This window comes from Pseudomonas uvaldensis (assembly GCF_021271205.1).
Classification (GTDB): Bacteria; Pseudomonadota; Gammaproteobacteria; order Pseudomonadales; family Pseudomonadaceae; genus Aquipseudomonas; species Aquipseudomonas uvaldensis.
Genome location: NZ_JAIWKS010000001.1, coordinates 227,415 through 244,178, shown reverse-complemented (window position 1 = coordinate 244,178; position 16,764 = coordinate 227,415). Strand labels below are relative to the sequence as shown.

Here is a 16,764-nt window from a genome sequence, read left to right as displayed (position 1 = left end):
TGAATGTAGGCACGTTACTACCTGGATGTGGAGCGCGCAAGGTAAAACAAATGAGCCAGCCATCGGGCCAAACAAAAGGCCCCGCCAATATTCATTGACGGGGCCTTCGGTGTATCAGGTGCTTGTCTTACTGGGCGTCAGCGGCCGGAGCCTTTTCGCCGTGGGACAGGCTGTAGACGTAGGCGGCCAACAGGTGGACCTTGTCGTTGCCTTGCAGGTCAGCCTGGGCAGGCATCTGGCCCTGGCGACCATAGCGGATGGTCTGCTGCAGTTGGGCGAAGCTCGAACCGTAGATGAAACCGGCTGGATGCGTCAGGTCAGGTGCGCCCATGGCAGGCGTGCCTTTGCCGGCTGGGCCGTGGCACGCCACGCAGTTGGCTGCGAACAGCTTCTGGCCGTTGGCCGGATCAGCCTTGGCACCTTCCGGCAGCTTGCGACCGTGCAGGCTGGTCACCACGTAGGAGGCCACGTCGGCTACGCCTTGCTCGCCCACCACGGCAGCCCAACCCGGCATGACCGCGTGACGACCGCCCATGATGGTGGTCTTGATGGTTTCCGGCTCACCGCCCCAGCGCCAGTCGGCGTCGGTCAGGTTCGGGAAACCGTAGGCACCCTTGGCGTCGGAACCGTGGCAAACCGAGCAGTTGGAGGCGAACAGGCGACCGCCCATTTTCAGCGCTTGCGGATCTTTGGCGACTTCTTCGATGGGCATGGACGCGAATTTGGCGAAGATCGGACCGAACTTGGCGTCCGAACGAGCCATTTCCTTTTCCCATTCGTGTACGCCGGTCCAGCCGGTCTGGCCATTGGCGAAAGGGGTCTGCTTTTCGGTGTCCAGGTAGTTATAGCCCGGCAGCAGGCCTTTCCAGTTGCCCAGGCCCGGGTAGAGCACCAGGTAACCGAGGGCGAACACGATGGTGCCCACGAACAGCATGAACCACCACTTTGGCAGAGGGTTGTCATATTCCTCGATGCCATCGAACGAGTGGCCAACGGTCTCGTCCGTTTGTTCGGCGCGCTGGCCCTTGCGGGTCGACAGCAGCAGCCAGGTCAGGGAGAAGATCGTTCCCAGACTGAGGACTGTGACGTACAGACTCCAGAACGTAGTCATTCTTTGTTACTCCTAGAAGCTTGCTCGACGTGCTTGATGGCTTCGGGATCATCCGCGAACGGCAGCAAGGTCGCGTCGTCAAACTCCGACTTGCGCTTGGGGCTGAACACCCACAGGGCCAGACCGATAAAGGCCACCATCACGACGACGGTGCCCAGGCCACGAATCATCCCGATATCCATCTAAATCACCGTTTGCTTTTGATGATGGTGCCCAGGCCTTGCAGATAGGCCACCAGCGCGTCCATTTCAGTCTTGCCCTTCACGGCATCCCTGGCACCGGCGATGTCTTCGTCGGTGTAAGGAACGCCCAGGCTGCGCAGGACTTCCATTTTTTTCGCGGTGTCTTTGCCGTCGAGCTTGTTTTCTACGAGGAACGGGTAGGCCGGCATTTTCGACTCCGGCACCACGTTGCGCGGGTTGTACAGGTGCGCACGCTGCCAATCGTCGGAGTAGCGACCGCCAACACGGGCCAGGTCCGGACCGGTGCGCTTGGAGCCCCACAGGAACGGGTGGTCCCAGACGCTTTCGCCGGCGACCGAGTAGTGGCCGTAGCGTTCGGTCTCGGCGCGGAACGGACGGATCATCTGCGAATGGCAGCCGACACAGCCGTTGGCGATATAGACGTCGCGGCCTTCCAGTTCAAGGGCGGTGCGCGGCTTCATGCCTTCGACCGGCTTGTTGGTCACGTCCTGGAAAAACAGCGGAACGATCTGGGTCAGGCCGCCGACGCTGACGGCGATGACCATGAAGAAGGCCAGCAGGCCGATATTCTTCTCTACTGCTTCGTGCTTCATCAGTGAGCTCCAACTACGGCGATCTTGGCGGCGGCTTCAGCTTCAGCCGGGTCAGAAGCACGAACGGTGCGGTACACGTTGTAGGCCATGAGCAGCATGCCGCTGGCGAAGAACGCGCCGCCCAGGGCACGCACGATGAAACCAGGATGGCTGGCTTGCAGCGCTTCGACGAACGAGTAGGTCAGGGTGCCGTCGTCGTTGATTGCGCGCCACATCAGGCCCTGGGTGATGCCGTTGACCCACATCGAGGCGATGTAGAGCACGGTACCGATGGTCGCGAGCCAGAAGTGCGCGTTGATCAGGCCGGTGCTGTGCATCTGCGCACGACCGAACAGTTTCGGGATCATGTGGTAGATGGCGCCGATGGAGATCATCGCGACCCAGCCCAGCGCGCCGGCGTGTACGTGGCCGATGGTCCAGTCGGTGTAGTGGCTCAGGGAGTTGACGGTCTTGATGGCCATCATCGGGCCTTCGAAGGTCGACATGCCGTAGAACGCCAGAGACACCACGAGGAAGCGCAGGATCGGGTCGGTGCGCAGCTTATGCCAGGCGCCGGACAGGGTCATCATGCCGTTGATCATGCCACCCCAGCTTGGGGCCAGCAGGATGATCGACATCGCCATGCCCAGGGACTGCGCCCAGTCTGGCAGCGCGGTGTAGTGCAAGTGGTGCGGACCGGCCCAAATGTACAGGGTGATCAGCGCCCAGAAGTGCACGATGGACAGGCGATAGGAGTAGATCGGACGCTCGGCCTGCTTCGGCACGAAGTAGTACATCATTCCCAAGAAGCCGGTGGTCAGGAAGAAGCCCACGGCGTTGTGGCCGTACCACCACTGGATCATCGCGTCGGTCGCGCCCGAGTAGGCCGAGTACGACTTGAACAGACTGACCGGCAGCGACATGTGGTTGACGATGTGCAGCATCGCCGTTACGACGATGAAGGCGCCGTAGAACCAGTTACCGACATAGATGTGCTTGGTCTTGCGCTTGACGATAGTGCCGAAGAACACCAGACCGTAGGTCACCCAGACGATGGCCAGCAGGATAGCCAGGGGCCATTCCAGTTCCGCGTATTCCTTGGTGGTGGTGAAACCCATTGGCAAGGTCACGATCGCGCCGACGATGACGGCTTGCCAACCCCAGAAGGTGAAGGCAGCGAGGCTGTCGGAGATCAGTCGCGTCTGGCAGGTTCGCTGCACGACGTAGTAGGAAGTGGCGAACAATGCACAACCACCGAAGGCGAAGATCACCAGGTTGGTGTGCAGCGGGCGCAGGCGTCCAAACGTCGTCCATGGCAGATCGAAGTTCAACTCCGGCCAGACCAGTTGCGAGGCGATGAAGACACCGAGCCCCATGCCAAGGATCCCCCAGACCACCGTCATGATGGCGAACTGGCGGACTACCTTATAGTTATAAGCAGTCGGACTGATTGCTGTGCTCATTCTAAGGTTCCACGGTTTGGGTGTTTTATTAGGATAAAAATCGGCCGCAAGTATGGAGAAAGCGGGGGGTCATTGCAACGCGCCATGACCTGGGTCAATGCTTTCAAAAGCTGATTCTGCGGCCTTTCCATGTTTTGCGTAGGGACAAAATACGGTCCCGGCAAACGGTCGCTGCAAAGGAAAGAGGCGAGGGGGTCGGGTCGGTTGTAACGGGGTGTGTTTACACAAGGCGTTCGGGTGATACGAGGCGATCTCGGAAATAGCCGGTATCTGCCTGTCTTTGCGGCATTTTTATCGAACGATTGTCGAACACATCGGGTCGGGTCGACCTGAAACCGGCAGTCGCCAGTACACGCAGAGGGAAGCTTAGACCCGATTCCGGTGAACCGAAAGGAAGACCATGGGAGGGTGCGACAATGGGTCGCGCAGGCAAGCGAACAACCGCATCCGAGTGAATGCGGTTGTTCGTGTGGTCAGGATTTATTCGCTTTTGCGTTCAGCCAGGCGCTCGGCACCTGAAGGGTGGGACAGGCTGTAGACGTACGCTGCGAGCAACTGCACTTTGTCGTTGCCGAGCAGTTCGTTCTGGGCCGGCATGTGACCCTGACGACCGTGGCGGATGGTTTGCTGCAATTGCGCCAGGCTGGTGCCGTAGATGAAGCCCGCCGGTTGCGTCAGGTTTGGCGCGCCCATGGCTTCGGTACCCTGGCCGTTGGCGCCGTGGCAGGCGACACAGGTGGTATTGAAGGCCTGCTTGCCGGCTTCCAGGTCGGCGCCGCTGTCCGCTGGCAACGGCAGGCCGGCCAGGTCATGACGCACATAGGCGGCTACGTTCTTGACCCCGGCATCGCCCAGCACTTCGCCCCAGGCCGGCATTGCCGCCATGCGCCCGCCCATGATGGTGGCCTTGATGGTGTCGGCAGCGCCACCCCAGCGCCAGTTGCTGTCGGCCAGGTTCGGGAAGCCGAATGCCCCCTTGGCGTCCGAACCATGGCAGACCGAGCAGTTGGAAGCGAACAGGCGACCGCCCATTTTCAAGGCCTGCGGGTCCTTGGCGACTTCTTCAACGGGCATCGCGGCAAATTTGGCGAAGATCGGTCCGAATTTGGCATCGGCCTTGGCCATTTCCTTTTCCCATTCATGGGCGCCGGTCCAGCCGTTCTCGTAGCCGGGCAGAACGCCTTTCCAGTTGCCCAGGCCCGGATACAGGATCAGATAACCTACAGAAAATACCAGGGTGCCGGCAAACAACAGGAACCACCATTGTGGCAGTGGGTTGTCGTATTCCTCGATGCCGTCGAAGCTGTGGCCCATGGTCTGGTCGACGCTGCCCTTGGTCTCGCCCTTACGGGTGCCGATCAGCAGCCAGGTCAGGCCGATAAGGCTGCCAAGAGTCAGTACGCAGATCCACGTACTCCAGAAGGTGGTCATGGTCGGGTACTCCTTGTTGCAGGGTCTTGAGGATTGACGATATCGGCTGACGGCTCGTCGGCGAACGGCAGCAGGCGCGCCTGGGCGAATTCCGGGCCGCGCTTGCTGCTGAAGACCCACAGGATCAGGCCGACGAAGGCGACGAAGACCACGACCGTGCCCAGGCCTCGGATCATTCCAGTGCTCATTTCAAGAAACATGGGACTCACCTCTTGCTCTTGATGGCGGTGCCGAGCACTTGCAGGTAGGCCACCAGTGCATCCATTTCGGTCTTGCCCTTGAGGGAGGCCACGCTGCTGGCAATGTCGTCATCGGTGTACGGCACGCCGAGGGTGCGCATGGCGCGCAGCTTGCCTTCGGTGTGGCTGCTGTCGACCGCCTGGTTCACCAGCCACGGATAGGCCGGCATTTTCGACTCGGGCACGACGTTGCGCGGGTTGTACAAGTGGGCGCGGTGCCAATCGTCGGAGTAACGCGCGCCGACCCGGGCCAGATCCGGTCCGGTACGCTTGGAGCCCCACAGGAACGGATGGTCCCAGACACTTTCACCGGCCACCGAGTAGTGGCCGTAGCGCTCGGTCTCGGCGCGGAACGGACGGATCATCTGCGAATGGCAACCGACGCAGCCTTCACGGATATAGATGTCGCGGCCTTCCAGTTGCAGGGCGGTGTAGGGCTTCATGCCGTCCACCGGCTTGTTGGTCACGTCCTGGAAGAACAGAGGGACGATCTGGGTCAGGCCACCGATGCTCACGGCCAGGACCATCAGCAGCATCAGCAGGCCGACGTTCTTTTCAATTGTTTCGTGTTTCATGGTGGACTCCTCAGGCCATCTGCGCGGCAGCGGCAGCTTCGGCAGGCTGGTAGGCCCGCACGGTGCGCCAGGTGTTGTAGGCCATCAGCAACATGCCGGCGAGGAAGATGGCACCGCCCGCCAGTCGCACGACGAAGCCTGGGTGGCTGGCCACCAGGGTTTCGACGAAGGAGTAGGTCAGGGTGCCGTCCTCGTTCACGGCGCGCCACATCAGGCCCTGGGCGATCCCGTTGACCCACATCGAGGCGATGTAGAGCACGGTGCCGATGGTGGCGAGCCAGAAGTGCGCGTTGATCAGGCCGATGCTGTGCATCTGCGTGCGGCCGAAGACTTTCGGGATCATGTGGTACAGCGCGCCGATGGAGATCATTGCCACCCAGCCGAGGGCGCCGGCGTGTACGTGGCCGATGGTCCAGTCGGTGTAGTGGGAGAGGGCGTTGACGGTCTTGATCGCCATCATCGGGCCTTCGAAGGTCGACATGCCGTAGAACGCCAGGGACACCACCAGGAAACGCAAGATCGGGTCGCTGCGCAGCTTATGCCAGGCGCCGGAGAGGGTCATCATGCCGTTGATCATGCCGCCCCAGCTCGGTGCCAGTAGGATCAGCGACATCACCATGCCCAGGGACTGCGCCCAGTCCGGCAGCGCGGTGTAGTGCAGGTGGTGCGGACCGGCCCAGATGTACAGGGTGATCAGCGCCCAGAAGTGCACGATGGACAAGCGATAGGAATACACCGGACGCTCGGCCTGTTTCGGCACGAAGTAGTACATCATTCCCAGGAAACCCGCGGTGAGGAAAAAGCCCACGGCGTTGTGGCCGTACCACCATTGCACCATCGCGTCAGTGGCCCCGGCGTATACCGAGTAGGACTTGGTGAGGCTCACCGGCAGTTCCAGGTTATTGACGATGTGCAGGATCGCCACGGTCAGGATGAAGCCGCCGAAAAACCAGTTGCCCACGTAGATGTGCTTGGTGTTGCGCTTGGCCACGGTGCCGAAAAACACGATGGCGTAGGCGACCCAGACGATGGTGATCAGGATGTCGATCGGCCATTCCAGTTCGGCATATTCCTTGGAGCTGGTGTAGCCCAGCGGCAGGCTGATGGCCGCCAGCAGGATCACCAGTTGCCAGCCCCAGAAGCAGAATGCAGCGAGCTTTGGCGCAAACAGCTGGGTCTGGCAGGTGCGCTGCACCGAATAGAACGAGCTGGCGAACAGGGCGCAGCCACCGAAGGCGAAGATCACCGCGTTGGTGTGCAACGGGCGCAGGCGGCCGAAGCTGGTCCACGGTAGATCGAAATTGAGCTGTGGCCAGACCAACTGGGCAGCGAGAAAAACCCCGAGCCCCATGCCGACGATGCCCCACACCACCGTCATAATGGCGAATTGGCGGACCACCTTGTAGTTGTAGGCGGTACTGATAGAAGTGTTCATGGTTCCCCATCCACGGTTCAGCCGAAGAACGCGCCCGCGCAAGGCAGTACGGCATTCTTCGCCTGGAGTTATAGGCAGACTGAAAGCGAGGCAAGCATGGACAAACAGCACAAGGCCAGTATTGACGGGGATCAATGGGCGGAGTGTGTGACTCGACACGGCTGGCTATGGACGGTTGCGCAACCGGGCTTCAGCGTCGAGCCCCCGACCCTGATCCTGGCCCACGGCGCCGGCGCGCCGATGGACAGCGGTTTCATGGATGAGATGGCTACGCGCCTTGCCGCACATGGGGTGAACGTGTTGCGCTTCGAGTTTCCCTACATGGCCCAGCGACGCGCGGACGGGGGCAAGCGCCCGCCCAATCCAGCACCGAAACTGCTCGAGTGCTGGCGTGAGGTGTACGCCACGGTGCGGCCCTATGTCGCGGGGCGACTGGCCATTGGCGGCAAGTCCATGGGCGGGCGCATGGCAAGCCTGGTCGCCGATGAGCTGGGCTGTGACGCGCTGGTATGCTTGGGTTACCCGTTCTACGCGGCGGGCAAGCCGGAGAAACCGCGGGTCGAGCATCTGGCGGGGTTGAAGACCCGGGCCTTGGTCGTCCAGGGCGAACGCGATGCGTTGGGCAATCGTGAAGCGGTGCAGGGTTATGCACTGTCATCGAGTATCGAAGTGTTGTGGCTGGCAGCGGGGGATCATGATCTAAAGCCGCTGAAGGCTTCGGGGTTTACTCATGGGCAGCATCTGGAGACGGCGGCCCAGGCAGTGGCCGGGTTTCTTCAGCGCAATTGAGGGTGTCTGTACCACACTCATCGCGAGCAGGCTCGCACCCACAGGGAAATGCATTCCAATGTGGGAGCGAGCCTGCTCGCGATAGCGGTATCCCTGACAGTAGAAAACCCGGAGGCTCTCGCTGTCCGGGTTTTAGCAAGCCAACTGACGTCAGCGGTTAAACCGCTCCACCAACGAATACTGCGTATTGGCCGTGCGGGTCAGTTCTTCGCTCAGCAGCGCCGAGCTGTGCGCCTGTCCCGAGGTCTGGTCGGCCAGTTCCGAAATATTGCTGATGTTGCGACTGATCTCCTCGGCTACCGAGCTTTGCTCCTCGGTGGCGGCGGCGATCTGGGTAGTCATGTCGGTAATGTTGGCCACCGCTTCACTGATGCCCACCAGCGCTTCGTCTGCTTCCATGACCCGCGCCACGCCTTCTTCAGCCTGACGGTGACCTGCGTCCATGGTCTGTACCGCATTGTTGGCGGTCTGCTGGAGCTTGGCGATCAAGGCGTGGATTTGCCCAGTGGATTCGCTGGTACGTTGTGCCAGTTGCCGCACTTCATCGGCCACCACGGCGAAGCCACGGCCCATTTCGCCGGCACGGGCGGCTTCGATGGCGGCATTGAGGGCCAGCAGGTTGGTCTGGTCGGCAATGCCCTTGATCACGTCCACCACGCCCCCGATCTCGTCGCTGTCCTTGGCGAGCTGGGTCACGGTCTCACCGGTTTCTCCGACGACCTTCGACAGGCGTTCGATGGCTTCGCGGGTCTCCCCGGCGATGTCACGTCCGCGGCCAGTGAGGCGATTGGCTTCCTGGGTGGCGTCGGCGGTGCGCTGCACGTGGCTGGCGACCTCCTGGGTGGTGGCGGCCATCTGATTGACCGCGGTGGCTACCTGTTCGGTCTCTACCCGCTGACGCTCAAGGCCGCTGGAGCTGTCATGGGCCAGGGTGTTGGACTGCCGTGCCTGGTCGTTGAGATGCTCGGCGGTATCCTGAAGACGGGTCAAGCAGGTCTTGAGGCGCGCTTCCTGGCTGAGGATCGACATTTCCAGGCGTGCCTGGACGCCACGGCTGTCCGTGTACATCTGGGCAATCAGCGGATCAGAAGTGGTCTGTTCCGCCAGGCGCAGCAGGCGTTTGATCCCGCGTTGCTGCCATTGCAGGCCCATCAGGCCCAGGGGCACCGACAACAGGGCGGCCAAGGCAAAGCCCCAGGAGGAATTGAGGAACGCGCCCACGACGAAGCTCAATTGGCTGACCAGGATGAACGGCAGCCAGTCCTGCAGCACGGGTACCCACTTATCGGTGCGCGGTACCGCCGGCTTGCCCTGGTTGATGCGTCGATAAAGCGCTTCGGCCCGCGCGATCTGTTCGGCGGTGGGCTTGACCCGCACCGATTCGTAACCGACCACCTGGTTGGCTTCGAATACGGGCGTGACGTAAGCGTTGACCCAGTAATGGTCTCCGCTCTTGCAGCGATTCTTGACGATGCCCATCCATGGCAAGCCTTGTTTCAGGGTGTTCCACATATGGGCGAACACGGCCGACGGGACGTCGGGGTGGCGCACCAGGTTGTGGGGCGAACCGATCAGTTCTTCCTTGGAAAACCCACTGATTTCGACGAATGCATCGTTGCAGTAGGTGATCACTCCCTTGGCATTGGTGGTGGAGATCAATCGTTGCTGGGCCGGGAAGGTCCTTTCGCGTTGTGTAATGGGTTGGTTGTTACGCATGGTGTGTAGATCCGCAAGGCTTTGAGAGGTTGTCGGCGCAGTCAGCTTTAAATTGAGGTAATTTTTACCCTGCGGTCCTAGGCTCTGTCTGAAAAGCCTTGATACTCGTTCATGCTGCGTTGAAAACCGGCTCGGAATGCTCATTTACTCCAGTAAACTCCGCTCCCTCGCCGATTTTCGCCTTGCCTGACCTTCGTCTCAAGACTTTTCAAACAGAGCCTAAGCCAGCATCGGATAGGTAAACAGGGTGAAATGCAGTAGGTTCAGACCGAAATGAGTGGCAATCGCCGCGCCGAGGCCGCCGAACCGATACGCAAGGCCGTAGCCGACCCCCGCCAGGCCCGATAGCAGTACCCATTGCCAACCCGCGCCGACGTGTACCAGGCCGAACAGCAACGAAGCCAGGAGCAACGCCAGGTTGTCGCCATGGGCCAGCTGGCTGAAGCGACGGCTCAGACCTCCCTGAATGTAGCCACGAAACAGCGCTTCCTCCACCACCGTGACCAACAAAAGATTGTTCAGCATCCACAGCCAGGCGTGATCCGGCCACTTCGGCGCCCATTGGATCATCCCCAGCAGGATCGCTCCGCCCAGGGCCAATACCGCGCTCAGCGTCAGGCCGAGGGCGGTTGCATAAACAGACAGGCGAAACGTAGGTCGCCCGACGATCCACGGGCAGGCCAGCAACAACCAGAAGCCAATCAAGGGCTTGTCCTGATTGAAATACATGGCGAACGGCACCGCGTCATCGGTCAGGCGTTGCGCCGGGATGGCCCGACCGTTGAAAAAACCGGGCATCCAATGCAGTGCCAGCGCCAGGGCCATGATCAGGAACAGGGCGTGCCCCAGAAACCGGCCCACAGGCGTCAGCTGCTGGCGAGCTGCATACCCGGCGAACAGCAGCAGCGCGACCGAGATGGCGGCTGTCCAGGCCAATTGGCCGTAAGCCAGCGCCAGGCAGTAACCGATGGAAAGCAGGGCCAGATAGGGCCAGGGTAGAGCGGGCATAAAACGTCCTTTTAGGCTGTGAAGCTTCGGCGAGAATGGCCGCCGCGTCTACGACGCTGCCATCTCGTGCAAAGAGCACATTTGTATCCATACGGATTTATGCGTAGGAATGGAAAAGTCGCTGCCGGACTCAGGTCCTTGAGCGCCGGCGGCGGGGGGATTATAAGAGGATCCAAACGAAAACACCGCCCGAAAAAGGCGGTGTTTTGGTAGGACAGGTCCTTTCAGGCTGCAATCAATTGCCGTAGGACATAGTGAAGAATGCCTCCCGCCTTGAAATATTCCACCTCGTTCAAAGTATCGATCCGGCACAACACTTCGATGCGCTCCTGGCGACCGTCTTCGCGGGTGATCACCAGTGGCAGATTCATCCGCGGCGTCAGTTCAACGTCGCTGAGGCCGAGGATGTCGAGGGTTTCCCGGCCGGTCAGGTTCAGGCTCTTGCGATTCTGATCGAGCTTGAACTGTAACGGCAGCACACCCATGCCCACCAGGTTGGAACGGTGGATGCGCTCGAAACTTTCGGCAATCACAGCCTTGACGCCCAGCAGATTGGTGCCTTTGGCGGCCCAGTCCCGACTCGAGCCGGTGCCATATTCCTGGCCGGCAATGACCACCAGCGGCGTGCCCATGGCCTGGTACAGCATCGCGGCGTCGTAGATCGGCATCTTTTCGCCGCTGGGAATGTAGATCGTGTTGCCGCCTTCTTCACCACCGAGCATCTCGTTGCGGATGCGGATGTTGGCGAAGGTACCGCGCATCATCACCTCATGATTGCCGCGCCGTGAGCCGTAGGAGTTGAAGTCCCGAGGCTCCACGCCCTGTTCGCGCAGGTAGCGGCCGGCCGGGCTGTCGGCCTTGATGTTGCCGGCGGGAGAGATGTGGTCGGTGGTGACTGAGTCTCCGAGCAGAGCCAGTACCCGGGCGCCTTCGACGTTCCGGATGGTCGGAGGCGGGCCACCGATGCCGTCGAAGAACGGCGGATGCTGGATGTAGGTCGAGTCCGGCTGCCAGACATAGGTCGCCGCTTGCGGCACCTCGATGGCCTGCCATTGCTCGTCACCGGCAAACACGGCGGCGTATTCCTTGTGGAACATCCCGGTGTCCACCTTCGCCACGGCATCGGCCACTTCCTGGCTGCTGGGCCAGATGTCCCGTAGATACACGGGCTTGCCGTCCCGGTCGTTGCCCAACGGTTCACTGCTGATGTCGATGCGCACCGTGCCGGCCAGGGCATAGGCCACTACCAGCGGCGGTGAGGCCAGCCAGTTGGTCTTGACCAATGGGTGTACGCGGCCTTCGAAGTTGCGGTTGCCGGACAATACCGATGCCACAGTCAGATCGGCTTTCTGGATAGCCTTTTCGATCGGGTCCGGCAACGGCCCGGAGTTACCGATGCAGGTCGTGCAACCGTAGCCCACCAGGGCAAAACCCAGTTGATCCAGGTATTCAGTCAGGCCGGCAGCCTGATAGTAATCGGTGACGACCTTGGAGCCTGGCGCCAGGGAACTCTTGACCCATGGCTTGCGCGTCAGGCCTTTCTCCACCGCTTTTTTCGCCAGCAGACCGGCCGCCATCATCACGCTCGGGTTGGAGGTGTTGGTACAGGAAGTGATGGCGGCGATGACGACCGCACCGTTCTTCAGGCGATAGGTATGGCCTTCGAATTCATATTCGGCTTCCCCCACCTGATCGGCATTACCCACTGCGACGCCTCCGCCGCCTTCGCTTTCCAGGCGGCCTTCTTCCTTGCTGGTAGGTTTGACCTGCAGGCCCAGGAAGTCGCTGAAAGCCTGGCCGACGTTGGGCAACGCGACCCGGTCTTGGGGACGCTTCGGTCCCGCCAGACTGGCTTCGACGCTGCCCATGTCCAACTCCAGGGCGTCGGTGAATACCGGTTCCTGGCCGGGCAGTCGCCACAAGCCCTGGGCCTTGCAATAGGCTTCTACCAGTTTCACGGTTTCTATCGGTCGTCCCGACAGGCGCAGATAGTCCAGTGTCACCTCGTCCACCGGGAAGAAGCCGCAGGTGGCGCCGTATTCCGGGGCCATGTTGGCGATAGTGGCTCGGTCGGCCAGGGGCAGGTCGGCGAGGCCATCGCCATAGAACTCGACGAATTTTCCCACCACGCCTTTCTTGCGCAGCATCTGGGTGACGGTCAGCACCAGGTCGGTGGCGGTGATGCCTTCGCGCAGTTTACCGGTGAGCTTGAAGCCGATGACTTCGGGAATCAGCATCGACACCGGCTGGCCGAGCATGGCCGCTTCTGCTTCGATCCCGCCTACGCCCCAGCCCAACACGCCAAGGCCATTGATCATGGTGGTATGGGAGTCCGTACCCACGAGGGTGTCCGGGAACGCATAGGTGCGGCCGTCTTCTTCGCGGGTCCACACGGTGCGTCCCAGGTATTCGAGGTTGACTTGATGGCAGATGCCGGTGCCCGGCGGGACCACGCTGAAATTGTCGAAGGCACTCTGGCCCCAGCGCAGGAAGGCGTAGCGTTCACCGTTGCGTTGCATTTCGATATCGACGTTCTGTTCGAACGCCTGACGGCTGGCGAACCTGTCCACCATCACCGAGTGGTCGATCACCAGGTCCACCGGCGATAGCGGGTTGATCCGCTGGGGGTCGCCGCCGGCCTGCTCCACGGCGGCGCGCATGGCGGCCAGGTCGACCACGGCGGGGACGCCGGTAAAATCCTGCATCAGCACGCGTGCCGGGCGGTACTGGATCTCTCGGTCGGAACGGCGTTCCTTGAGCCAACCGGCCAAGGCCTTGAGATCGGCGCCGGTAACGGTTTTTTCGTCTTCCCAGCGCAACAGGTTTTCCAGCAACACCTTGAGGGACATGGGCAGCCGGTCCAGATCGCCCAGGCTTCGGGCGGCATCCGGCAGGCTGAAATAGTGGTAGGTCCTGGCGTCGATTTGCAGCGTCTTGAGGGTTTTCAGGCTATCGAGGGAGGGCATTGAAATCACTCCTTTGGGTCCGCACGGCTACGGACTGACGGGACGGACAGAGCCTTTAACCTAGCCCTGTTTTAAGCTTCTGACCAATCACTGGACTGTGCGGGCAGGTTCGGGGTTCCGAACTCCGCTATCATGCGCCGATTTTCGTGACAGGCTTTGCTACGGAGTTTCAATGAACACGCTTTTCATGCACTGCCGGCCGGGCTTCGAAGGCGAGGTCTGTTCGGAGATTGCCGAACACGCCGCCCGGCTCGATGTGGCCGGATACGCCAAGGCCAAGCCGGCCAGCGCCTGCGCCGAGTTTGTCTGTACTGAAGAGGGCGGTGCCGAACGGCTGATGCGCGGCCAGCGTTTCGCCGAGCTGATTTTTCCACGCCAGTGGGCACGCGGCTTGTTCATCGATCTGCCGGAAACCGATCGCATCAGCGTTATCCTGTCTCATCTGGCCGCGTTCCCGACCTGCGGCAGCCTGTGGCTGGAAGTGCTGGACACCAATGATGGCAAGGAGCTGTCGAACTTCTGCAAAAAATTCGAAGGGCCGTTGCGCAAGGCGTTGACCGGTGCCGGCAAGCTCGTCGATGACAAGGATAAGCCGCGCCTGCTGCTGACCTTCAAAAGCGGCCGTGAAGTGTTCCTCGGGATGGCGGAGGCGGGGAACTCCGCCATGTGGCCGATGGGCATTCCACGGCTGAAGTTTCCTCGCGAAGCGCCAAGTCGCTCCACCCTCAAACTTGAAGAAGCCTGGCACCACTTCATCCCTCGGGATCAGTGGGACGAGCGCCTGCACAGCGATATGACTGGCGTCGACCTTGGGGCCGCACCGGGTGGCTGGACCTGGCAGTTGGTCAACCGCGGGATGCTGGTGACCGCCATCGACAACGGCCCGATGGCCGAAAGTCTGATGGACACCGGCCTGGTGCAACATCTCATGGCGGATGGCTTTACCTTCAAGCCGAAACAACCGGTGGACTGGATGGTCTGCGACATCGTCGAGAAGCCGGCACGCAACGCAGCGATGCTGGAAGAGTGGATCGGCGAAGGGCACTGTCGCGAGGCGGTAGTCAACCTCAAGCTGCCGATGAAGCAGCGATACGCCGAAGTGAAGCGCTTGCTCGAACGTATCGCAGAAGGCTTCAAGGCCAGGGGGATCAAGGTCGAGATCGGTTGCAAGCAGCTGTACCACGATCGCGAGGAGGTGACCTGTCATCTGCGGCGGCTGGAGAGCAAGAAGCCTGTGGGAGCAAAGCTTGCTCGCGATAAACGATAACGCGGTCCTTGTGCAGATCGAGTCGCCTGCATCGCGGGCAAGCCTTGCTCCCACAGGCCTTGCTCAAATAGGCCTTGCTCCCACAAGGCCTCCTACAGGCACGTTAAGCGAAAGGTGACCGCACGCCGACATTGCGCGACAATACCGCCCGGTTTCAGGAGTAGATCATGAGTGAAATGAACGATACGCCGGTCGACGGCACACTGGATGCCTCCGGTCTCAATTGCCCGGAGCCGGTGATGATGTTGCACCAGCACATCCGCGACCTGGTGCCTGGCGGGCTGTTGAAGGTGATTGCCACCGACCCCTCGACCCGCCGTGATATTCCCAAGTTCTGTGTGTTCCTCGACCACCAGTTGGTGGCCCAGGACGAAGAGAATGGCACCTACCGCTACTGGATCCGCAAGAAGCTCGCTTAATCCATCGAGCGGCTGATGCGGATCTGCCTGCGTGCGCTGCGGGCCAGTCGGATCGACAGCATCAGCGCCGCGCAGCTCAAGCCCACGATCAACCCTTGCCACAATCCGCTCGGGCCGCTGGCCGCGCCCAGCCAGTCGGTCAGGCCCAGGGCGTAACCCACCGGCAAGCCAATGCCCCAATAGGCGAACAGCGTCAGGATCATCGTCACCCGGGTGTCCTGATAGCCGCGCAACGCGCCCGCGGCCGTTACCTGGATCCCGTCTGAAAATTGGAACAATGCCGCGTACACGATCAGCATGGATGCCACTTCGATCACCACCGGATCGGCGGTGTAGATCGAGGCGATCGGGCCGCGCAACCCGAACATCAGGCTCGCTGACAGGCAGGCGTAAGCCAGGGCGGTGCCCATGCCGACGCCGGCGGCAAACCGCGCCTCCCGGGGCTGGCGTCGCCCGAGAGCCTGGCCGACCCGAACCGTCACGGCCATGCCCAGAGAATAGGGGATCATGAACACCAGGGAGCTGAAATTCAGCGCGATCTGGTGCCCGGCCACCACCGTGGCGCCCAGACTGCCGATCAGCAGGGCAATCACCGCAAAAATACTCGACTCGGCAAACACCGCAATACCGATGGGCAGGCCGATGCCCAGCAGTCGCTTGATCACCGGCCAATGTGGCCAATCGAAGCGACTGAACAAATGGCTCGACTGATAGGCCGGTGCCCAGCGCGCCCAACCGGCCATGCCCAGGGCCATGACCCACATCACGATGGCCGTGGCCCAGCCGCAGCCGACGCCGCCCATGGCCGGTACGCCCAAATGACCATAGATAAAGATGTAGTTGAACGGAATGTTCAGAGCCAGCCCGCACAACCCTAATACCATCGCCGGTCGCGTACGGCCCAGGCCGTCGCTGAAGCAGCGCAGCACATGATAAAGCGCCACTGCAGGCAGGCCCGTGCCAATGCCCCGCAGATACTCCATACACGGTCCGATCAGCTCAGGGTCCACTTTCATGATGTGCAGGACCGGTTCGGCGCTGAACAATGCCAGCGTTGCGAGCAACCCTACCGCCAGCGCCAGCCACAGCGCCTGGCGCACAAGGGGACCGATCTCGTCGAAGGTCCCGGCCCCGAAGCGCTGGGCAACTTTTGGGGTGGTGGCCAGCAACGTACCGGTCATCAACAGGAACACCGGCACCCAGATCGAATTGCCCAGTGCCACCGCCGCCAGGTCCCGAGGACCGACGCGTCCCGCCATCACTGCATCGACGAAGCCCATCGCTGTGGTCGCCAGTTGCGCCACCATGATGGGCAGCGCCAGGGCCAGCAGGGTCTTGAGCTCCAGGCGAAGCCGGGCCGGGCGGGAAAGAGAGGCAGGGGTGTCGATGACAGGATTCACAGGTAAAACGTCCGAAAGGTAAGCGCAAGGCGGCGAATTCTACGCCTTGACACAACGGTCAGGAAAAAACCTGTGTAGTGGATTTGTAATCGCGGGCAAGCCTTGCTCCTACAACCGCATTCTCTTGCTCTTCGAGTAATGCACTGACCCACCGGAACGCCTACACTGCC

15 protein-coding genes are annotated in these 16,764 nt (G+C 61.3%); 3 read left to right on the top strand and 12 right to left on the bottom strand.

The features are described 5' to 3' along the window. Positions 1–127: 127 nt before the first annotated feature. From ccoP (LCU97_RS01205) to ccoN (LCU97_RS01170), 8 genes are all read right to left on the bottom strand, one after another. The gene (ccoP, locus tag LCU97_RS01205) at positions 128–1,111 is read right to left on the bottom strand and encodes a cytochrome-c oxidase, cbb3-type subunit III (RefSeq protein WP_053158766.1); all 984 of its coding nucleotides are present in this window, start codon (positions 1,109–1,111) and stop codon (positions 128–130) included. Further along, complete coding sequence (locus LCU97_RS01200; RefSeq protein WP_003183474.1) at positions 1,108–1,293, bottom strand: CcoQ/FixQ family Cbb3-type cytochrome c oxidase assembly chaperone; 186 nt, start codon at positions 1,291–1,293, stop codon at positions 1,108–1,110. The genes ccoP (LCU97_RS01205) and LCU97_RS01200 overlap by 4 nt, the downstream gene beginning before the upstream one ends. A gap of 5 nt (positions 1,294–1,298) precedes the next feature. Beyond that, complete coding sequence (gene ccoO, locus LCU97_RS01195) at positions 1,299–1,907, bottom strand: cytochrome-c oxidase, cbb3-type subunit II (protein ID WP_053158763.1); 609 nt, start codon at positions 1,905–1,907, stop codon at positions 1,299–1,301. Further along, positions 1,907–3,349, bottom strand: a complete 1,443-nt coding sequence (gene ccoN / locus LCU97_RS01190) for a cytochrome-c oxidase, cbb3-type subunit I (RefSeq protein ID WP_053158760.1) — start codon at positions 3,347–3,349, stop codon at positions 1,907–1,909. The genes ccoO (LCU97_RS01195) and ccoN (LCU97_RS01190) overlap by 1 nt, the downstream gene beginning before the upstream one ends. 480 nt (positions 3,350–3,829) lie before the next feature. Next, positions 3,830–4,780 carry a cytochrome-c oxidase, cbb3-type subunit III gene (gene ccoP, locus LCU97_RS01185; protein ID WP_232775373.1) on the bottom strand — a complete coding sequence of 317 codons (951 nt, stop codon included), beginning with the start codon at positions 4,778–4,780 and terminating at the stop codon, positions 3,830–3,832. Next, a complete protein-coding gene (locus tag LCU97_RS01180; protein WP_053158754.1) occupies positions 4,777–4,980 on the bottom strand; it encodes a cbb3-type cytochrome oxidase subunit 3 in 204 nt (67 codons plus the stop codon). Before LCU97_RS01180 ends, ccoP (LCU97_RS01185) begins: the two co-directional genes overlap by 4 nt. Positions 4,981–4,985: 5 nt before the next feature. Beyond that, on the bottom strand, positions 4,986–5,594 hold the full coding sequence (gene ccoO, locus LCU97_RS01175) for a cytochrome-c oxidase, cbb3-type subunit II (RefSeq protein WP_053158751.1): 609 nt from the start codon (positions 5,592–5,594) through the stop codon (positions 4,986–4,988). Positions 5,595–5,604: 10 nt separating this feature from the next. Further along, the gene (gene ccoN, locus LCU97_RS01170; RefSeq protein WP_053158748.1) at positions 5,605–7,029 is read right to left on the bottom strand and encodes a cytochrome-c oxidase, cbb3-type subunit I; all 1,425 of its coding nucleotides are present in this window, start codon (positions 7,027–7,029) and stop codon (positions 5,605–5,607) included. A gap of 96 nt (positions 7,030–7,125) precedes the next feature. Here ccoN (LCU97_RS01170) and LCU97_RS01165 point away from each other — a divergent pair, with 96 nt between their 5' ends. Further along, positions 7,126–7,818, top strand: coding sequence for an alpha/beta family hydrolase (locus LCU97_RS01165; protein ID WP_232775372.1), 693 nt, complete (start codon positions 7,126–7,128; stop codon positions 7,816–7,818). Between the two features lie 150 nt (positions 7,819–7,968). Here the strand turns inward: LCU97_RS01165 and LCU97_RS01160 are convergent, their stop codons facing one another. From LCU97_RS01160 to acnA, 3 genes are all read right to left on the bottom strand, one after another. Further along, positions 7,969–9,534: a methyl-accepting chemotaxis protein gene (locus tag LCU97_RS01160; protein WP_232775371.1), complete on the bottom strand. Its 1,566-nt coding sequence runs from the start codon at positions 9,532–9,534 to the stop codon at positions 7,969–7,971. 219 nt (positions 9,535–9,753) lie between these two features. Further along, complete coding sequence (locus tag LCU97_RS01155; protein WP_232775370.1) at positions 9,754–10,542, bottom strand: CPBP family intramembrane glutamic endopeptidase; 789 nt, start codon at positions 10,540–10,542, stop codon at positions 9,754–9,756. A gap of 224 nt (positions 10,543–10,766) precedes the next feature. Beyond that, a complete protein-coding gene (gene acnA / locus LCU97_RS01150) occupies positions 10,767–13,508 on the bottom strand; it encodes an aconitate hydratase AcnA (protein ID WP_232775369.1) in 2,742 nt (913 codons plus the stop codon). Between the two features lie 172 nt (positions 13,509–13,680). Between acnA and rlmM the strand changes: the two genes are divergently transcribed. Next, positions 13,681–14,775, top strand: a complete 1,095-nt coding sequence (gene rlmM, locus LCU97_RS01145; RefSeq protein ID WP_053158734.1) for a 23S rRNA (cytidine(2498)-2'-O)-methyltransferase RlmM — start codon at positions 13,681–13,683, stop codon at positions 14,773–14,775. Positions 14,776–14,942: 167 nt separating this feature from the next. Beyond that, entirely contained in the window at positions 14,943–15,194 is a 252-nt protein-coding gene (gene tusA / locus LCU97_RS01140) for a sulfurtransferase TusA (protein ID WP_053158731.1), read from the top strand. Here the strand turns inward: tusA and LCU97_RS01135 are convergent. After that, positions 15,191–16,594: an MATE family efflux transporter gene (locus LCU97_RS01135; RefSeq protein ID WP_332875334.1), complete on the bottom strand. Its 1,404-nt coding sequence runs from the start codon at positions 16,592–16,594 to the stop codon at positions 15,191–15,193. The two genes, tusA and LCU97_RS01135, sit on opposite strands and share 4 nt — an antisense overlap. Positions 16,595–16,764: the final 170 nt, after the last annotated feature.